This window comes from Streptomyces huasconensis (assembly GCF_021028635.1).
GTDB classification, from domain to species: domain Bacteria; phylum Actinomycetota; class Actinomycetes; order Streptomycetales; family Streptomycetaceae; genus Streptomyces; species Streptomyces huasconensis.
In genome coordinates, this window is record NZ_CP086119.1 from 3,976,244 (window position 1) to 3,993,217 (window position 16,974).

The 16,974-nt window shown below is 69.9% G+C and carries 15 protein-coding genes, 1 tRNA gene and 1 pseudogene; 11 read left to right on the top strand and 6 right to left on the bottom strand.

Annotation, left to right across the window (positions count from 1 at the left end):
* Position 1 precedes the first annotated feature (1 nt).
* The 4 genes from efeB (at position 2) to J2N69_RS18180 (ending at position 5,107) form a co-directional block, all read left to right on the top strand.
* Positions 2-1,282: an iron uptake transporter deferrochelatase/peroxidase subunit gene (gene efeB, locus J2N69_RS18165; protein ID WP_230901723.1), complete on the top strand. Its 1,281-nt coding sequence runs from the start codon at positions 2-4 to the stop codon at positions 1,280-1,282.
* A gap of 195 nt (positions 1,283-1,477) precedes the next feature.
* Positions 1,478-2,413: a prephenate dehydratase gene (gene pheA, locus J2N69_RS18170; RefSeq protein ID WP_230901724.1), complete on the top strand. Its 936-nt coding sequence runs from the start codon at positions 1,478-1,480 to the stop codon at positions 2,411-2,413.
* Positions 2,414-3,008: 595 nt separating this feature from the next.
* Positions 3,009-4,286: a serine--tRNA ligase gene (gene serS / locus J2N69_RS18175; protein ID WP_223775595.1), complete on the top strand. Its 1,278-nt coding sequence runs from the start codon at positions 3,009-3,011 to the stop codon at positions 4,284-4,286.
* Positions 4,283-5,107: an HAD family hydrolase gene (locus J2N69_RS18180; RefSeq protein WP_127910155.1), complete on the top strand. Its 825-nt coding sequence runs from the start codon at positions 4,283-4,285 to the stop codon at positions 5,105-5,107. The genes serS and J2N69_RS18180 overlap by 4 nt, the downstream gene beginning before the upstream one ends.
* A 247-nt stretch (positions 5,108-5,354) precedes the next feature.
* Here J2N69_RS18180 and J2N69_RS18185 read toward each other — a convergent pair.
* The 5 genes from J2N69_RS18185 to J2N69_RS18205 form a co-directional block, all read right to left on the bottom strand.
* Positions 5,355-5,441 (bottom strand) — tRNA-Ser (locus J2N69_RS18185).
* 244 nt (positions 5,442-5,685) lie between these two features.
* Positions 5,686-6,405: an ABC transporter permease gene (locus J2N69_RS18190; RefSeq protein WP_230901725.1), complete on the bottom strand. Its 720-nt coding sequence runs from the start codon at positions 6,403-6,405 to the stop codon at positions 5,686-5,688.
* A gap of 10 nt (positions 6,406-6,415) precedes the next feature.
* Positions 6,416-7,327, bottom strand: a complete 912-nt coding sequence (locus J2N69_RS18195) for an ABC transporter ATP-binding protein (RefSeq protein WP_127910153.1) — start codon at positions 7,325-7,327, stop codon at positions 6,416-6,418.
* The gene (locus J2N69_RS18200) at positions 7,324-8,205 is read right to left on the bottom strand and encodes an ABC transporter permease (protein WP_230901726.1); all 882 of its coding nucleotides are present in this window, start codon (positions 8,203-8,205) and stop codon (positions 7,324-7,326) included. Before J2N69_RS18200 ends, J2N69_RS18195 begins: the two co-directional genes overlap by 4 nt.
* On the bottom strand, positions 8,195-9,241 hold the full coding sequence (locus J2N69_RS18205; RefSeq protein WP_230901727.1) for an ABC transporter ATP-binding protein: 1,047 nt from the start codon (positions 9,239-9,241) through the stop codon (positions 8,195-8,197). The genes J2N69_RS18200 and J2N69_RS18205 overlap by 11 nt, the downstream gene beginning before the upstream one ends.
* Before the next feature lie 227 nt (positions 9,242-9,468).
* Between J2N69_RS18205 and J2N69_RS18210 the strand changes: the two genes are divergently transcribed.
* From J2N69_RS18210 to J2N69_RS18235, 6 genes and pseudogenes are all read left to right on the top strand, one after another.
* Positions 9,469-10,317: a M24 family metallopeptidase gene (locus J2N69_RS18210; RefSeq protein WP_230901728.1), complete on the top strand. Its 849-nt coding sequence runs from the start codon at positions 9,469-9,471 to the stop codon at positions 10,315-10,317.
* Complete coding sequence (locus J2N69_RS18215) at positions 10,314-12,095, top strand: SDR family oxidoreductase (RefSeq protein WP_230901729.1); 1,782 nt, start codon at positions 10,314-10,316, stop codon at positions 12,093-12,095. Before J2N69_RS18210 ends, J2N69_RS18215 begins: the two co-directional genes overlap by 4 nt.
* An 83-nt stretch (positions 12,096-12,178) precedes the next feature.
* Positions 12,179-12,277 (top strand): annotated as a pseudogene (locus tag J2N69_RS18220) (metal-dependent hydrolase); the annotation flags it as partial.
* A 186-nt stretch (positions 12,278-12,463) separates the two neighbouring features.
* On the top strand, positions 12,464-13,396 hold the full coding sequence (locus J2N69_RS18225) for a MerR family transcriptional regulator (protein WP_230901730.1): 933 nt from the start codon (positions 12,464-12,466) through the stop codon (positions 13,394-13,396).
* A 141-nt stretch (positions 13,397-13,537) separates the two neighbouring features.
* Positions 13,538-14,176, top strand: coding sequence for an RNA 2'-phosphotransferase (locus J2N69_RS18230; RefSeq protein ID WP_230901731.1), 639 nt, complete (start codon positions 13,538-13,540; stop codon positions 14,174-14,176).
* A gap of 103 nt (positions 14,177-14,279) precedes the next feature.
* Entirely contained in the window at positions 14,280-14,750 is a 471-nt protein-coding gene (locus tag J2N69_RS18235) for a hypothetical protein (protein ID WP_127910147.1), read from the top strand.
* 58 nt (positions 14,751-14,808) lie between these two features.
* Here J2N69_RS18235 and J2N69_RS18240 read toward each other — a convergent pair whose 3' ends face one another.
* A complete protein-coding gene (locus J2N69_RS18240; RefSeq protein ID WP_230901732.1) occupies positions 14,809-15,720 on the bottom strand; it encodes an LLM class flavin-dependent oxidoreductase in 912 nt (303 codons plus the stop codon).
* 248 nt (positions 15,721-15,968) lie between these two features.
* On the opposite strand from J2N69_RS18240, the gene J2N69_RS18245 reads away from it, so the two are divergent.
* Complete coding sequence (locus J2N69_RS18245) at positions 15,969-16,907, top strand: Cof-type HAD-IIB family hydrolase (protein ID WP_230901733.1); 939 nt, start codon at positions 15,969-15,971, stop codon at positions 16,905-16,907.
* Positions 16,908-16,974: the final 67 nt, after the last annotated feature.

Below are 16,974 nucleotides of genomic sequence, written 5' to 3' on the forward strand. Positions count from 1 at the left end.
CATGACGGACAACGGGATTTCCAGGCGGCGGCTGCTCGGCACCGCCGGCGCGACCGGCCTCGCGCTCGGCGCGGCGGGCGGCGCGGTCGGGTACGCGGTGGCGCCGTCGGCCGGTGCCGGCACGTCGGACGCCTCCGATACGTCGGGCACGTCCGGCACGTCGGGCTCTTCGAAGGCGGCCCTGGCGTCTCTCGGCGCGGACGAGGTGATGTTTCACGGGAAACATCAGTCCGGGATCATCACTCCCCCGCAGTCCCGCGGCCACCTGATCGCCTTCGACCTCTCCCCGGGTGCAGGCCGCAAGGAGGCGGCGGCCCTGCTGCGACGCTGGTCGGCGGCGGCCGAGCGGCTGATGGCGGGTGAGCCGGTCGGCTCCGACGACACGGCGGTCGCGCGCGACGCCGGCCCCTCCTCCCTCTCGGTCACCTTCGGCTTCGGTGCCTCCTTCTTCTCCCGTACGGGGCTGGAGAAGCGGCGGCCGACCGCGCTGGAACCGCTGCCCGACTTCTCCTCGGACCACCTGGACAAGGCCCGCAGCAACGGCGATCTGTGGGTGCAGATCGGTGCGAACGACCCGCTCGTCGCCTTCCACGCCCTGCGTGCCCTCCAGAAGGCGGCGGCCGGGGTGGCGCGCGTGCGGTGGCAGATGAACGGTTTCAACCGTTCCCCCGGCGCCACCGCGCACCCGATGACGACGCGCAATCTGATGGGTCAGGTCGACGGCACGAACAACCCGAAGCCCGCGGACAAGGACTTCGACAAGCGGATCTTCGTGCCCGCCGACGGTGACCCCGCGTGGATGGCGGGCGGCTCCTACGCCGTCGTACGCCGCATCCGGATGCTCCTCGACGACTGGGAGAAGCTCGGTCTGAAGGAGCAGGAGGCGGTGATCGGGCGGCACAAGAAGGACGGCTCGCCGCTGACCGGGGGCAAGGAGACGACGGAACCGGAGCTGGAGAAGACGGGCCCGGACGGCAAGGTCGTCATCCCCCTCAACGCGCACGCCCGCATCAGCCGCCCGGACCAGAACGGTGGCGCGGCGATGCTGCGCCGGCCGTTCTCGTACCACGACGGCTTCGACGCGCACGGGGAGCCGGACGCGGGTCTGCTCTTCGTCTGCTGGCAGGCGGACCCGATGCGGGGGTTCGTGCCGGTGCAGCGCAAGCTCGACCGTGGCGACGCCCTGTCGGAGTTCATCCGCCACGAGGCGAGCGGCCTCTTCGCCGTGCCGGGCGGGGCGGCGAAGGGCGAGTACGTGGGGCAGCGGTTGCTGGAGGAGTAGGAGTGCTGGAGGCGTAGGCCTCCGGAATGCTGGACGGGCAGGCCTCCGGGAGCCTGCGGTGGCCTCCGGTGTCGGGTTCCCACGCGTCCGCGCGCAGGCCCCGGCCGGTCGCGGCTTCCGCACGCCTGTGCGGGGCCCGTGCCGCTCTCTGAGACGCATGAGCCGTGCCACGTCGGGCCCATTAGGGTGACCGGTATGTCGGCGACGCGTTACACCTATCTCGGCCCCGAAGGCACCTTCACCGAGGCCGCCCTCCGCACGCTGCCCGAAGCGGCCGCCCGGGAACTCGTCCCGATGGTGTCCGTCCCGGCCGCGCTGGACGCGGTCCGCGGCGGCCAGGCGGCGGCCGCGCTCGTGCCGATCGAGAACTCGGTCGAGGGCGGTGTCACCACCACGGTCGACGAACTCGCCAAGGGCGAGCCGCTGATGATCTACCGCGAGGTCGTCCTGCCGATCACCTTCGCGCTGCTCGTGCGTCCGGGCACGGAACTCAAGGACATCAAGACGGTGACCGGCCACCCCGTGGCCCAGCCCCAGGTCCGCAACTGGCTGGCCGCCCACCTTCCGGACGCCCTGTGGGAGTCGGCCGCCTCGAACGCCGACGGCGCGCGCCTGGTCCAGGAGGGCCGCTTCGACGCGGCCTTCGCGGGCGAGTTCGCGGCGGCCACGTACGGCCTCGAACCGCTGGTGAGCGAGATCCATGACGCGGCGAACGCCGCCACCCGGTTCGTCCTGGTCGGCCGCCCGGCCCGCCCGGCCGCCCCGACCGGTGCCGACAAGACCTCCGTCGTCATCTGGCTGGGTGACGACCACCCCGGCGCCCTGCTGGAGCTGCTCCAGGAGTTCGCCGTACGAGGCGTCAACCTCATGCGGATCGAATCGCGGCCGACCGGGCAGGGCATCGGCAACTACTGCTTCTCGGTGGACGCCGAGGGGCACATCACGGACCGCCGTGTCGGCGAGGCCCTGATGGGGCTCAAGCGGATCTGCCCGCAGGTGCGCTTCCTCGGCTCGTACCCGCGGGCCGGGGTGGCCCCGGCGGACACGCGGCCGTTGCGGCCCGGGACGTCGGACGGCGAGTTCGCGGCGGCCTCGGACTGGCTGGCGCGCTGCCAGGACGGTCGTTTCTAGCCACTGTCGGCTGCTGTCCTACCTGCAGATTTACGTTGTCCACAGAAGTTATCCACAGGCGTGCATCTCGACCTGGGGACAAGTCGACAACGAAGTGCGACATGGTCGACAAATCTGCTCACAGCCCCCAACTCCGTCCACAGCCCCGCACGTCACCCCTCGTCCACCCTTTTCCATTGATCAACTCTTTAGGGTGAACCATTTCCACTCGAAAGTGGGTGACGAGTCGGTTTGGGAAGAGAATCCTTTGCCGGACTCGCGGCTTTCGGAACAACCACTTCCGGCGTCCACAGATCTTTCGCACACCCTGTGGATAACTTCCTGGAGGTAGTCATTCCTGTGGACAACCGACGTGGACGGAGGCCCCAAGTCCCGCTCCGCGCAAGGGGTTCGAGTCAAGGGGGCAGGCGCGCTCTGCCCCTTTCGAGGAGAGGCGCCCCTTTTATTGACCGAGCGTCCACGCGCGCGTGAACGCGCTTTTCCGGCCGCGCCGACCGCTCGGGATCTCCACTCATTAATTCCGGCAAAGCGGGCATAGCGCCCACAATGGAATATCGAGTCGTGGGCCGGAACGGCGCAACGGTAGCCTGGTGTGGTGATTGACCTTCGCCTGCTCCGTGAGGACCCCGACCGTGTTCGCGCCTCCCAGCGCGCCCGTGGAGAGGACGTCGCGCTTGTCGACGCCCTGCTCTCCGCCGACGAGCGGCGCAGGTCGTCCGGCGTCCGCTTCGACGAGCTGCGCTCCGAGCAGAAGGCGCTCGGCAAGCTGATCCCGAAGGCCTCGCCCGAGGAGAAGCAGGAGCTCCTGAAGAAGGCCGGCGAGCTCTCCGCCGCGGTCAAGGCGGCCGACGCCGCCCAGGACGAGGCCGACGAGGAGACCAAGCGGCTCCTCCAGCAGCTGGGGAACATCGTCCACCCCGACGTCCCGGTGGGCGGCGAGGAGGACTTCGTCGTCCTGGACACGATCGGCACCCCGCGCGACTTCGCCGCCGAGGGCTTCGAGCCGAAGGACCACCTGGAGCTCGGCGAGGCGTTGGGCGCCATCGACGTCGAGCGCGGCGCGAAGGTCTCCGGATCGCGCTTCTACTACCTCACCGGCGTCGGCGCCCTCCTTGAGCTGGCCCTCGTCAACGCGGCGATCGCACAGGCGACCGAGGCCGGGTTCATTCCGATGCTGACGCCGTCGCTGGTCCGCCCGCGCGCCATGGAGGGCACGGGCTTCCTCGGCCAGGCCGCGGAGAACGTGTACCACCTGGAGAAGGACGACTACTACCTGGTCGGCACCTCCGAGGTCCCGCTCGCGGCGTACCACATGGACGAGATCATCGACGCCGACAAGCTCCCCCTGCGGTACGCGGGCTTCTCGCCCTGCTACCGCCGCGAGGCCGGCACGTACGGCAAGGACACCCGCGGCATCTTCCGCGTCCACCAGTTCGACAAGGTCGAGATGTTCTCGTACGTCGACCCGGCCGACGCCGAGAACGAGCACAAGCGGCTCCTGGAGTGGGAGAAGCAGTGGCTGACCGGCCTCGGCCTGCCCTTCCAGGTGATCGACGTGGCGACGGGTGACCTCGGCGCCTCGGCCTCGCGCAAGTTCGACTGCGAGGCGTGGATTCCCACCCAGGGCAAGTACCGCGAGCTGACCTCCGCCTCGAACTGCGACGGCTTCCAGGCCCGCCGCCTGTCCATCCGGTACCGCGACGGCAAGAAGGTGCAGCCGCTCTCGACGCTGAACGGCACGCTCTGCGCCGTCCCGCGCACCATCGTGGCGATCCTGGAGAACCACCAGCAGGCCGACGGCTCCGTGGTGGTGCCCGAGGTGCTGCGGCCGTACCTCGGGGGACGAGAGATCCTGGAGCCCATCGCCAAGTGAGCCAGCCAGCTCCGGCCACGCCGTCCTTCCCCTACAAGCTTGTCGCGACCGACCTCGACGGGACGCTGCTGCGCCCCGACGACACGGTCTCCGTACGCACGCGCGACGCGCTCACCGCGGCCACCGCGGCGGGCGCCGCGCACATCGTCGTCACCGGCCGGGCCGTGCCCTGGACCCGGCACATCCTCGACGACCTCGGCTACAACGGCATAGCGGTGTGCGGGCAGGGCGCGCAGGTCTACCACGCGGGGGAGCACCGGCTGCTCACCTCCGTGACGCTCGACCGGCAGCTCGCGGGCCTGGCCCTGGCGAAGATCGAGGCGGAGATCGGTCCGCTCGCCCTGGCGGCGAGCCGCGACGGCATCGACGGAGAGGTCCTGGTCGGGCCGGGCTACGCGGTCCAGGACGGTCCGCTGCCGAGCATCCCCTTCACGGAGATCGCCGACCTGTGGGCCGCCCCGCTGAACAAGGTGTACATCCAGCACCCCGGTCTCGACGACGACGCGCTGACCGACGTGGCACGCCAGGTGGCGGGTGACCTGGTCGGCGTGACCATGGCCGGCGAGGGCGTCGTCGAACTCCTCCCGCTCGGCCTCTCCAAGGCCACCGGCCTCTCCCTGGCGGCCCGCCGCCTGGGCGCGAAGGCCGTGGACACAATTGCCTTCGGCGACATGCCGAACGACATCCCGATGTTCGGCTGGGCGGCCCATGGCGTGGCCATGGCCAACGCGCACGAGGAACTCAAGGCGGTCGCGGACGAGGTGACGACGTCGAACGAGGCGGACGGCATCGCGGTAGTGCTGGAACGCCTGCTGGGCTGAGCGGGGGCACTCCGGCCCGCCCGGCTTTGCGTGGTGGCGCCGGTCTCTGGCCCGCCCCTGCGGGCAGGGCGGAGCGGCGCGGGACAGCCCCGCTTTCCGACCGTCCGGCGGGAGGGGCGGCGGGACGGGGGCGGGGCCCGTATCTCCAGCCCGTCCGGCGTTTGAGGACGAACTCGGCGAAGCCGGTGACAGACGCCGGCCCCGGTGCCGAGCACCGTCAACCGCCCAAGCCCAGTGCGACGTCTCGCGGAGGATGCGCGGATCGAACGCGCGCAGGGCGTCAGCCCTGACGACGGCTTAGCAAGCCGCTGCCTTACCACTCGGCCAATCCTCCGGGTGGGCGGCCCGCGCAGCAAGGTGATCTGCGCGCTCGAAGCGGCCGCCCCGGGCAACTCCCCGTGCGGGACTCGACGAAGTGAGTAACTACTCCGGAGCCTGCCGCAGGCTGCCCTGCCGGGAACTCGACGGACTACTGATGGACACGTCGGCTCCTCTCCCGGACGGTGAGCGCCAGGTGCTGGCGCGGGACATCAACCACTGTGCCCGCCCCCGGAGTTCACCGCCACCGAATAACCCCCCTACTCCTCCCCGGCCAGCTTCAGCGACCGCAGCTTCTGTCCGGCGAACCAGGTGGTGACCACCGTGACGACGACCAGCAGGACCGTCGCCGTGGGCAGAGCGACGTCCGAGGTGATCAGGTCGCCGTCGCCGACCTTCTGGGCCACGGCGAGGGACCACTGCTGCACGCTGAGCGTCCGCGCACCCGTGACCAGCGACCCGAAGAGGGCCTCCCACACCAGGGCGTAGACCAGCCCGAAGACCACGGCGTGCCGGGTGATCGTGCCGAGGAGCAGGAAGATCGCCGCGTACGTGATGGAGGCGACCAGCGCCGCGATCGTGTAGGCCACGGCGACCTGCTGGCCGTTGCCGTTGAGGATCATCCCCGCGATGAACGTGGGGATCGCCGAGAAGGCCATGGTCACGGCTATCGCGACGATCAGCTTGGTGAAGATGATCGTGGGCCGCTTCACCGGCTTGGAGAGGAGATAGACGACCGAGCCGTCGTCGATCTCCGGGCCGATGGCGCCCGTGCCCGCGATGACGCCGATGATCGGCACCATCGTGGCGAGCGCGAAGCCGCCGAGGACATCGACGGCCACTTGGTCGTCGGCGCCGCTGAAGCCGCGTACCGCGCCGGCGATGACGATCAGCAGCACGGGCAGGGCGAAGAGGATCAGAGCCCGGCGGCGGCCGAGCAGGGCCCGGTAGGTGAGCCGGGCGACTGTGGGGTCGTACACGATCGCTCCTTCAGGCCGCGACGAGGTAGGAGAAGACCGACTCGAGGGACTCGTCCGAGGGCGAGACCGTCAAAAGCCGGATGCCGTGCTCACGCGCGACGCGGGGGAGCAGGGTCGTGAACCGGCCGAAGTCGACCGCCTGGATGCGCAACGCGCCCTCCTTGAGGTCCACCTCGATGCCGGCCGTCGACGGATCGGCGATCAGCGCGGCGGCCAGTGCGCGGTCGTCGCTGGAACGGATCAGGTAGCGGTGGGGCCGGTCGGTCATCAGACGGCGAATCCTGCGGAAGTCACCGCTCGCCGCGTGCCGCCCGGCGACGATCACCTCGATGTGCGAGGCCAGTTGCTCGACCTCTTCGAGGATGTGCGAGGAGAACAGGACGGTGCGGCCCTGCGCGCCCATGGTCCGCAACAGCTCCATCAGCTGCATGCGCTGGCGCGGGTCCATGCCGTTGAAGGGTTCGTCGAGCAGCAGCACGGACGGATCGTGGACCAGGGCGGAGGCCATCTTCACGCGCTGGCGCATGCCCTTGCTGTACGTGGAGATCTTCCGGTCCTGCGCGTACTCCATCTCGACCGTCGCGAGGGCCTTCTTGGCGGCCCGCTCGTCCAGACCGTGCAGCTCGGCGTTGGCGACGACGAACTCGCGGCCGGTGAGGAAGTCGTACATCGCCTCCCGCTCCGGGACGATGCCGATCTCCTTGTAGATCTGTTCGTTGCGCCAGATCGGCTTGCCGTCGAGGGTGACGCTGCCCGTGGAGGGGGCGAGGAAGCCGCCCATCATGTTGATGAGCGTCGACTTGCCCGCGCCGTTCGGACCGAGGAGTCCGGTGACGCCCGGGCCGATGTTCATGGTGATGTCGTTGACGGCGACGACGTTCCCGAACCAGCGTGAGGTGTGGTCGATGTTGATCGTGGTCACAGCCCGACCTTTCGGTAGCGGCGCATCATCGCGCCGTAGCAGCCCGCGATGAGGCCGAGGACGACGAGTACGTAGACGACGCCCAGGCCGGACGAGGGGCCTTCCCCTCCGGGGAAGGCGGAGGTCGCGCCGAGGAAGGCGGTCTGTACGCCGTCGATGAGCGTGATCGGCGAGAAGAGGCCGAGCCACGCGATGGCTCCGGTGCTCCCCTGTTCGTAGGCGATCGCCTGGACCGTCGACACCGCGCCGTAGGTGATGGTCAGGACGGCGATGACGGCGGCGATGCCGAACCCGCGGCGGGGTGTGATCGCCGAGATGACCAGGGCTATGCCGGAGAAGAGGAGCGACAGCAGCGCCACGGAGACCAGGCCTTGGGCGAAGCCCGACGTCTGGTCCGTGAAGTCGAGCTTGGCGAGCAGCGCCCCCACGTAGAGGACGAGCAGCGGGGCGGCCGTGAGGATGAAGAGGGCCGAGGTCATCGCGGCGAACTTCGAGAGGACGTAGTCACCGCGCTCGATGGGACGTGAGAAGTAGAGCGGCACGGTCTTGAACCGCAGGTCGCGTGAGACGGTCTGGGGTGCCTGGGCGGCGAGGAAGAGACTGATGACGGCCTGCAGGACGATCGCGTAACGCGTGTAGTCGACCGGGAGGTCTTTGGCCTTGGTGGCGACGGCGACCGCCACCATGATCGCCGCGGGGAGGCACATTACCGCGAAGAGGATCATGGGCAGGACCTTGGATTTCGCGGAGCGCCCGAGGCCGTACGCGCCGCGCAGGCTCTGGGAGAAGAGCGAGCGGCGGGCGTAGGCGCGGCCGAGGCGCGGGCCGTCGTACTTCCTGTACCCGATGTTGTGGATCTGGGTGGACTCACTGCTCATCGCGTCCGCCTCCTGTCTGCTGTGCGGTGGCGGCCGACGCGGCGGCGCGCTCGGAGCCCGGCTCCGGCAGGGCCTCGTGCTGGTCCTTGAAGACCTCGGCGATGTGGTGCCTGCGCTGTTCCATGCGGACCAGGCCGAGGCCGAGGTCGGCGACGAGGTCCCGTACGAGGTCGTATGTCTCTTCGCCGTCGGCGGTGAGCAGGATCGTGTGGCCGGCGCCGGGCAGTTCGCCGCCGGTCCGCGTGTCGATGCCGCGTCCGCTCAGCGCTTCACGCAACGCGCCGGTGCCGTCGGGGTGTTCGTCGGTGTCCGTGACCTCGACGGCCAGAGTCGCGGTGGTCTGGGTGAAGTCGGTGGTGGAGCTGGACCGCAGGAGCTTGCCGCCGTCGATGACGACGACGTGGTCGCAGGTGCGCTCCAGCTCGCCGAGGAGGTGTGAGGTGACGAGGACCGAGATGCCGAAGTCGGTGTGGACGCGGCGGATCAGGCCGAGCATCTCGTCCCGCCCGACCGGGTCCAGGCCGTTCGTCGGCTCGTCCAGGAAGACCAGCTGGGGGTCGTGGACGAGGGCCTGGGCGAGCTTGACGCGCTGCTTCATGCCCGTCGAATAGCCGCCGATGGGGCGGTAGCGCTCCTCGTACAGTCCGACGTGCCGCAGGGTGTCCGCCGTGCGCTCGCGGGCCGCGGTGGGCGGCAGGCCGGACATGCGCGCCATGTGGACGACGAACTCGGTGGCCGAGACGTCGGGTGGCAGGCAGTCGTGCTCGGGCATGTACCCCACACGCTCGCGGATCTGGCCGCCGCTGGTGGCGACGTCGAGACCGAGCACGGTGGCACTGCCCTCCGTGGCGGGGGACAGGCCCAGCAGGATCTTGATCAGAGTGGACTTGCCGGCCCCGTTGGACCCGACGAGTCCGGTCACACCGGGCTCGATGTCCATGGAGAGCCGGTCAAGCGCGGTCACCCTCGGGAACCGCTTGCTGAGGCTTTCGGTCGCGATCACAGTCACGTCGTCGACGGTAGTGGCGCGGCCCACACCAGTCGTCAGACCACGGGCTTGCCCTGCCCTCACTCTGGAGTATTACGGGCCCGTAAGGGTTGTACGGAGGTCTACCCCTGGGGGAACTTCCGGACTTGTCCCGCAGGGTGGGACAGACCTATTGACGCAGCCGCCGGGCATTGTCACATTCATCAGTGTCAAGTTACGACCGCGTACGGCGACGGGCCGGACACGGGTGGACCGGACTCGGGACGGACGGCGGCATGACCTCAGTTGCAGGCGAACTCTCCGCGGATCTGCGGGGGTTCAGGGAAGTGCAGGCCCTCGCGTATGAATGCGCGGAGGCGGTCGCGGCCCAGCTCAAGCCCGGTGTGACCGAGCGCGGAGCCGCGCGGATGCAGCGGGAGTGGCTGCGGGAGCGGGGCGTGCGGGACTGGTTCCACCTGCCCTTCGCCTGGTTCGGCGACCGCACGGCGTTCACGAACTTCCGGATACCGCTGCAGTTCTTCCCCACCCACCGCGAGCTGGAGCCGGGGATGCCCTTCATCCTCGACATGGCCCCCATATACAAGGGCTTCACCGCCGACATCGGCTACTCCGGCTGTCTGGGCCTCAATCCCTTGCACGACAAGCTGCTGGCCGACCTGGAGGCGCACCGTGAGCTGATCCTGCGGGAGGTGCGTGAGCGCCGCCCGCTGCGCGAGATTTACGAGGACGTGGACCGGCTCATGGTCCGCCAGGGCTATGCGAACCGCCATCGCGCCTATCCCTTCGGCGTCATCGCGCACAAGGTCGGCCGGGTCAAGGAGCGCCGCCTGTCACCGCATCTCTTCGGGTTCGGCACGCAGTCGCTCAAGGGCCTGGCGAGCGACGCCATCCATGGCCACCGGGACGGCTGGTCACCGCTGTGGTCCCCCTACAAGTTCTCCGACCACCCGCCTCGAAAGGGGCTGTGGGCGGTCGAGCCGCACCTCGGGTTCAGGGGTACGGGCGCGAAGTTCGAGGAGATCCTGGTCGTCACCGACTCCAAGGACCCCGAACAGAGCGCGTTCTGGCTGGACGACGATCTGCCGCATGTACGGCGCTGGGCTGAGGAGAGGGCCACCGCATGACCACGGGAGCAGTCGCGGAGAAGATGAAGGATGCGCGCGAGCGCTGGGTGCGGACGGGCGGCGTGGAGCTGTGTGTCGCCGCGCTGGGCGACCCGGAGCGGCCCACGGTCCTGCTCGTGCACGGCTACCCGGACTCCAAGGAGGTGTGGAGCGAGGTCGCCGAGCGTCTCGCCCCCCGCTTCCACGTCGTGCTGTACGACGTGCGCGGGCACGGCAGGTCCACCGCACCGAAGCCGCTGCGCGGCGGTTTCACGCTGGAGAAGCTGACCGACGATTTCGTGGCGGTCATCGACGCGGTCAGCCCGGACCGGCCGGTGCACGTGGTGGGACACGACTGGGGTTCGGTGCAGTCCTGGGAGTTCGTCACGGTCAAGCGGACCGAGGGCCGGATCGCGTCCTTCACCTCGATGTCCGGGCCCTCGCTCGACCACTTCGGGCACTGGATCAAGAAGCGGATGTCCCGCCCCACCCCACGCCGGCTCGGCCAACTGCTCGGCCAGGGCGCCAAGTCCTGGTACGTGTACATGCTGCACACGCCCGTCCTCCCGGAGCTCGCCTGGCGCGGCCCGCTCGGCAAGCGCTGGCCCAAGATCCTTGAGCGGGCGGAGAAGGTCCCGGCGGGCGAGTACCCGACGCCGTCGTTGCCCCAGGACGCCGCCCACGGAGCCTGGCTCTACCGCGACAACGTCCGCGCGAGGCTGCGCAGGCCCCGCGCAGATGCGTACGCGCACGCGCCCGTGCAGCTCATCACGCCCTCCGGTGACATGTTCTTGTCCGAGCGGCTCTACGACGACCTGGAGCAGTGGGCCCCCCGGCTGACCCGCCGCACCCTGGCAGCCAAGCACTGGGTGCCGCGCACGCGACCCGATCAACTGTCGTCCTGGATCAGCGATTTCGTAGCGGCCCATGAGGACGGCGTGCCGGCCAAGGACAGCCGACCCACGGGGAAGTACGCCGAACGGTTCGGCCGCCGGCTCGTCCTGGTCACCGGCGCGGGCAGTGGCATCGGGCGGGCCACCGCCTTCGCGTTCGCCGAGGCGGGGGCACGCGTGGTGGCGGTCGACCGGGACGCCGAGAGCGCGGCCCGCACGGCGGAGATGGCCCACCTGATCGGCGCCCCCGAGGCCTGGGGCGAGGCGGTCGACGTGACCGACGAGCAGGCCATGGAGAAGCTCGCCGAGAAGGTCGCCAGGGAGTACGGCGTGGTGGACGTCCTCGTGAACAACGCGGGCATAGGCCTCTCCGGCTCCTTCCTCGACACCAGCGCCGAGGACTGGAAGAAGGTCCTGGACGTCAATCTGTGGGGAGTGATCCACGGCTGCCGACTCTTCGGTCGGCAGATGGCCGAGCGCGGCCAGGGCGGCCACATCGTCAACACCGCTTCTGCGGCCGCGTACCAGCCCTCCAAGGCGCTGCCCGCCTACAGCACCTCCAAGGCCGCCGTGCTGATGCTCAGCGAGTGCCTGCGCGCGGAGCTGGCGGGGCAGGGCATCGGGGTCTCCGCGATATGCCCGGGCTTCGTGAACACGAACATCACGGCGACGTCCCGCTTCGTCGGGGTCGACGCCGACGAGGAGAAGCGCCGCCAGAAGCGCACCTCCCGGCTCTACGGCCTGCGCAACTACCCGCCGGAGAAGGTCGCCGACGCCGTTCTGCGCGCCGTCGTCAGGAATCAAGCGGTCGTCCCGGTCACCCCCGAGGCACGCGGCGCCCACCTCATGTCCCGCTTCGCCCCCAAGGCACTGCGCGCGATAGCCCGATGGGAGCCCCCGGTGTGAGCGAGGAGAGGACACCCGACCCACACGCCGAGGAGCACGACGCGATCGTCCCGCGCCGGGTCTCGTTCGACTGGGGCTGTTCCCGCGAGCTGGGCATGGCGATACCGCGTTCTCTGCGGCGGTCGTACCATCCCTCGCAGGAAGGATCGCCGCGCAAGGCGGTCGCGTACCTGGCGCGGTAGCCCGCGGCACGGGCCGCGGCGGGCGCGGTGGGGCGGGCGGCCATCGCTTAGCCCTGGCCTTGGCCTGCGGCTACTGGGCCCGCTGGGGCGACTCGGGTGTCTGGGGCAGATGTCCCGGCAGGGCTCCCCGACATAAAGGTTCCGGCGGCCACCGCCCGGCACGACGCATCACGGAGGACGGTCAGCGTGGAGTACCGCATCGAGGACCTGGCGCACCACAGCGGCGCGACGGTGCGCACGATCCGCGCCTATCAGGATCGCGGGCTTCTCCCCCGCCCGGAACGGCGCGGACGGTCCAACGTGTACGGGGAGCCCCACTTGGCGCGGCTGCGGCAGATCGCCGACCTGCTCGACCGCGGCTACACCCTGGCCTCCATCAAGGAGCTTCTGGAGGCCTGGGACACCGGCCGGGGCCTCGGCGGGGTGCTCGGGCTGGCCGCGGAGGTCGACGGTCCCTGGACGGACGAGAAGGCCGACCGGATCACACGTGCCGAACTCGACGCGGCGTTCGGTGGCACCGCGGACGAGGCGGCGGTGGCGGACGCGGTCGCGCTCGGAGTGCTGGAGCCGGTGGCCGGGCGCGAGGACGAGTTCCTGGTGCCCAGCCCTCAAGAGCTGGCTGTAGCGGTGGAATTGCACGCGGCGGGCGTGCCGCTGTCCGCGATTGCCGACCATTTGCGGGAGTTGAGAGGCCAGGTCGAACATATAGCGTCCCGTTTCCTGGATTTCACCACGGAGCACGTGTTCGCGCGCTATCTCGGGCATCGTCCTCCGACCGAGGCGGATGCCGCTGAGGCCGCCTCGCTCGTACGCAGGCTCCGGCCGCTCGCCCAGCAGTCGGTCGATGCCGAACTGGCTCGCGCCATGCGTCTGTTCGCCACCCGTCACCTGCGGCAGCAACTCGACCCGGAGCAGGCTCCCAGCCATGACGAGGAGACGCAAAGCGTTCGGCTGCCCGCCTCCACAATGCGCGCCGTGCGAAAGTTGGTTGGCGAAGGCGATGCGGCGGCGTTCATAGCAGCGGCCGCTGAACGCGAGGTGCAGAAACGGATTTTGGACGCACTTGCCGCAAATGGCGCAAATACACCCAATGTTGGCCAAACCGTCAATGCGGTATGAGAGTTGTCCACAGAAACGGCAACTGGCCTGTGGATAACGGGACTTGGTTGTGGATCAAACCTGCGGGCCAAAATTCGTGGATGAAAAGTCGGTGGACAAAAATCGAGTGCGGGGAAAACGGGTCAGCGGGACGCTGAAGGCATGAGAAAAGGATCTCCCGACGCCGACGCCGACGCACGACGTGACGTGGCGGACGGGCAGAGGCGCTTCCCCGATGAGGGGCGCACCGTGAAGGTGTCCAAGTACCTGTCCAAGCACTTGCGGCATCAACCCGACCGGATCGGGCTCACTCTGGACGAGAACGGCTGGGTCGAGATCGATGTGCTCCTGGCGGCGGCGGCCGCGCACCGCTTCCCCTTCACGCGTGCCGAACTCGACCACGTGGTGGCCGTGAACGACAAGCAGCGTTTCGCCGTGGAGGGCAGCCGAATCCGCGCTCAGCAGGGGCACTCCGTAAGCGTGGACCTCGGTCTGCCCCCGGCGGTTCCGCCCGCGTACCTGTACCACGGCACCGTGGCCGCCGGTCTGGCCGCGATCCGGGCCGAAGGGCTGCGGCCCATGAAGCGGCACGCCGTCCATCTCTCGCCCGACCGCGAGACCGCGACGCGCGTCGGCGCTCGACGTGGGCGGCCCCTCGTGCTGTCCATCGACGCGGGCGCGATGCACCGAGACGGCCATGTCTTCCAGGTCAGCGGCAATGGGGTCTGGCTCACGGCCGCCGTCCCGCCCCGTTACCTGCGCTTCCCCGCCTCCCGCCGAGCCGACACCGCGCGCCCTTGAGTGTCGGGGCTCCGAGTTCCCGTGCCGAGCAGCCGGGTGCTGCCGAGCGGCCGCGTCCCGCCGAGTGGTGGCGCCCCGGCTTCCCCGACCGGAGGAGGGGGGCATGATCGGCTGCATGGAGCATCTGCCCAGCACCGAGGCCGCCCTCACCGCCTTGCGCGAGGTCGCCCGCGCGTATCACCGGGAGATCGAGGTCTCGCACGACATCGGCGCCGACCAGACCTCGCGCCGCACCGCTGCGGGCGTCGGCGTGACGGCCGATCCCGACGGCTCGTTGCCGCACGAGGCCTTCGTGGAGTTCGGCGGCTCACCCCGGATCTCGGTACGGCTCTATCCAGACGACGAGGGGGACGCGGACGCGCTGATCACCGTGGAGGGCGTCGAGTGCGCCGACGTGCCACGTGACGCCGTGCCCGCCTTCGTACGGTCGGTTCTCAGTGGGCTCGCGTACGTCAAGGGGAAGCGTTTTCCACCGGGCTACCGCCTGATCGTGCCGCTGCCCGGCGACGAGACGTACAAGGAGTTCATTCCGATGGTCACCCTCACGCCCTGGCTCAGCGCCCGCGTCCGCTGAGCCGGAGCCGGAACGGGAACGGGAACGGGAACGGCAAACGGGAACGGGTCGGCTCAGGTCAGGTCAGCTGAGCCAGCGCTTCGGTGGCGATCTGCTCGAAGACGGCCTGGTCGGCGGCGAAATCGGAGTCCGGGATCGGGGCATGGATGACGATCTCGGTGAAGCCGAGTTCCACGTGCTTGCCCGCGAAGTCCACGAAGGCGTCGAGGGAGGCGAGGGGCCGGTCGCGGTCCGGGGTGAAGCCGGTCAGGAGGACCTTGTCCAGTTCGGCCACATCCCGCCCGACGTCCGCGCACGCCTTGCCGAGCTTCTCGATCTGCCCCCGGATCGCCTCGCGGGACTGCTCGGGCGTACCCGTCTCGGAGAGCTTCGGGTCACCCGTGGTCACCCACGCCTGACCGTGCCGCGCCGCCAGCCGCAGACCGCGCGGGCCGGTCGCGGCCACCGCGAAGGGCAGCCGGGGCCGCTGGACGCAGCCGGGGATGTTGCGGGCCTCGGTCGCCGAGTAGAAGGTTCCCTCGTACGTCACCGAGTCCTCGGTCAGCAGGCGGTCGAGCAGCGGCACGAACTCGCCGAACCGGTCGGCCCTTTCGCGCGGCGTCCAGGGCTCCTGGTTCTCCTTGAGCAGGGTCGTGGCATCGAAGCCGTTGCCGCCGGCGCCGATACCGAGCATGATCCGCCCGCCGGAGATGTCGTCGAGCGAGATGAGTTCCTTGGCGAGCGTGACGGGGTGGCGGAAGTTGGGGGACGTCACGAGCGTGCCCAGACGCATCCGCTCGGTGGCCGCGGCGGCCGCGGTCAGCGTGGGCACCGCGCCGAACCACGGACCGTCCCGGAAGCTGCGCCAGGCCAGGTGGTCGTACGTGTAGGCGGTGTGGAAGCCCAGCTCCTCGGCGCGCAGCCACTGGTCGCGACCGCCTTCGTGCCAGCGGCGTACGGGAAGGATCACAGTGCTCAGACGCAGGCTCATGTCTCCGAGCCTACGGCGGGACGCAGACGCCCCGGCCGACACCCGGGCCCCCTGCGTCACAACGCAACGCAACGCGGCACAACGCAACACAGCGCACCACGCGACACGCGACACGTGACACGCCACGACATGTCCGCCGTGCAAGGTCGGCCGCCCGCCGCGCAGCCCGAGCAGGGACGGAGTCCGAGGGCACTCAAATGTGCGCCCCAGCCCACGGCCGTGCGGGCATATGCGGGAGAATCGTCGGTGTGACCTCAGCTAACCCAGGGCCCCAGCGCTCGGCCGACCTCGCCCCGGCCGACTCAGCCCCGGCCACGCCCGTCCCGGCCGGGCAGCGCCCCCGGACCCGGCTGATCGCGACGGACCTGGACGGCACGCTGCTGCGCGACGACAAGTCGGTCTCCGACCGTACGGTCGCCGCGCTCGCCGCCGCCGAGGAGGCCGGGATCGAGGTCTTCTTCGTGACCGGCCGCCCGGCACGCTGGATGGGCGTCGTCAGCGCCCATGTCCACGGCCATGGTCTCGCCATCTGCGGGAACGGCGCGGCAGTCGTCGACCTGCACGGCGGTCCCGGCACCCACAGCTTCGTCAAGATCCGCGAGCTGGAGCGAGCGTCCGCCCTGGACGTCGTCCGCAGGCTGCGGGCGGCCGCGCCGGGCACGTCGTTCGCGGTCGAGCGGACCGGGGGACTGCACCACGAGGAGACGTATCCGCCGCTCCACATGGAGCCGGCGGAGAGCGTCGCGCCCGCCGAGAAGCTCCTCGCCGAGAACCCCGGTGACCCCGTCGTCGCCGAGCAGCCCGTCCTGAAGGTCCTCGCCTTCCACCCCGAACTCGCGGCCGACGAGTTCCTGACGCTGGCCCGCGCGGCCATCGGGGACCGGGCGACGGTCACCCGTTCCAGCCCCAGCGCGCTCTTGGAGATCAGCGGCCCCGGCGTCTCCAAGGCCAGCACGCTGGAGCTGTGCTGCGCCGAGCGCGGCATCTCGCCCGAGGAGGTCGTCGCCTTCGGGGACATGCCGAACGACATCGAGATGCTGTCCTGGGCCGGTACGTCGTACGCGATGGGCAACGCCCATCCGGACGTCATCGCCGCCGCCTCCGGGCGCACGGTCGCCAACAACGACGACGGTGTCGCCGTCGTGATCGAGCGGATCGTGGCGGAGCGACGGGAGCAGAACTCGTAGAGCAGGGTGCCCACCGATGCGTTTCACGTGAAACGTTGCCTGTGACGAGAGCGGGTGTCCAGAACTG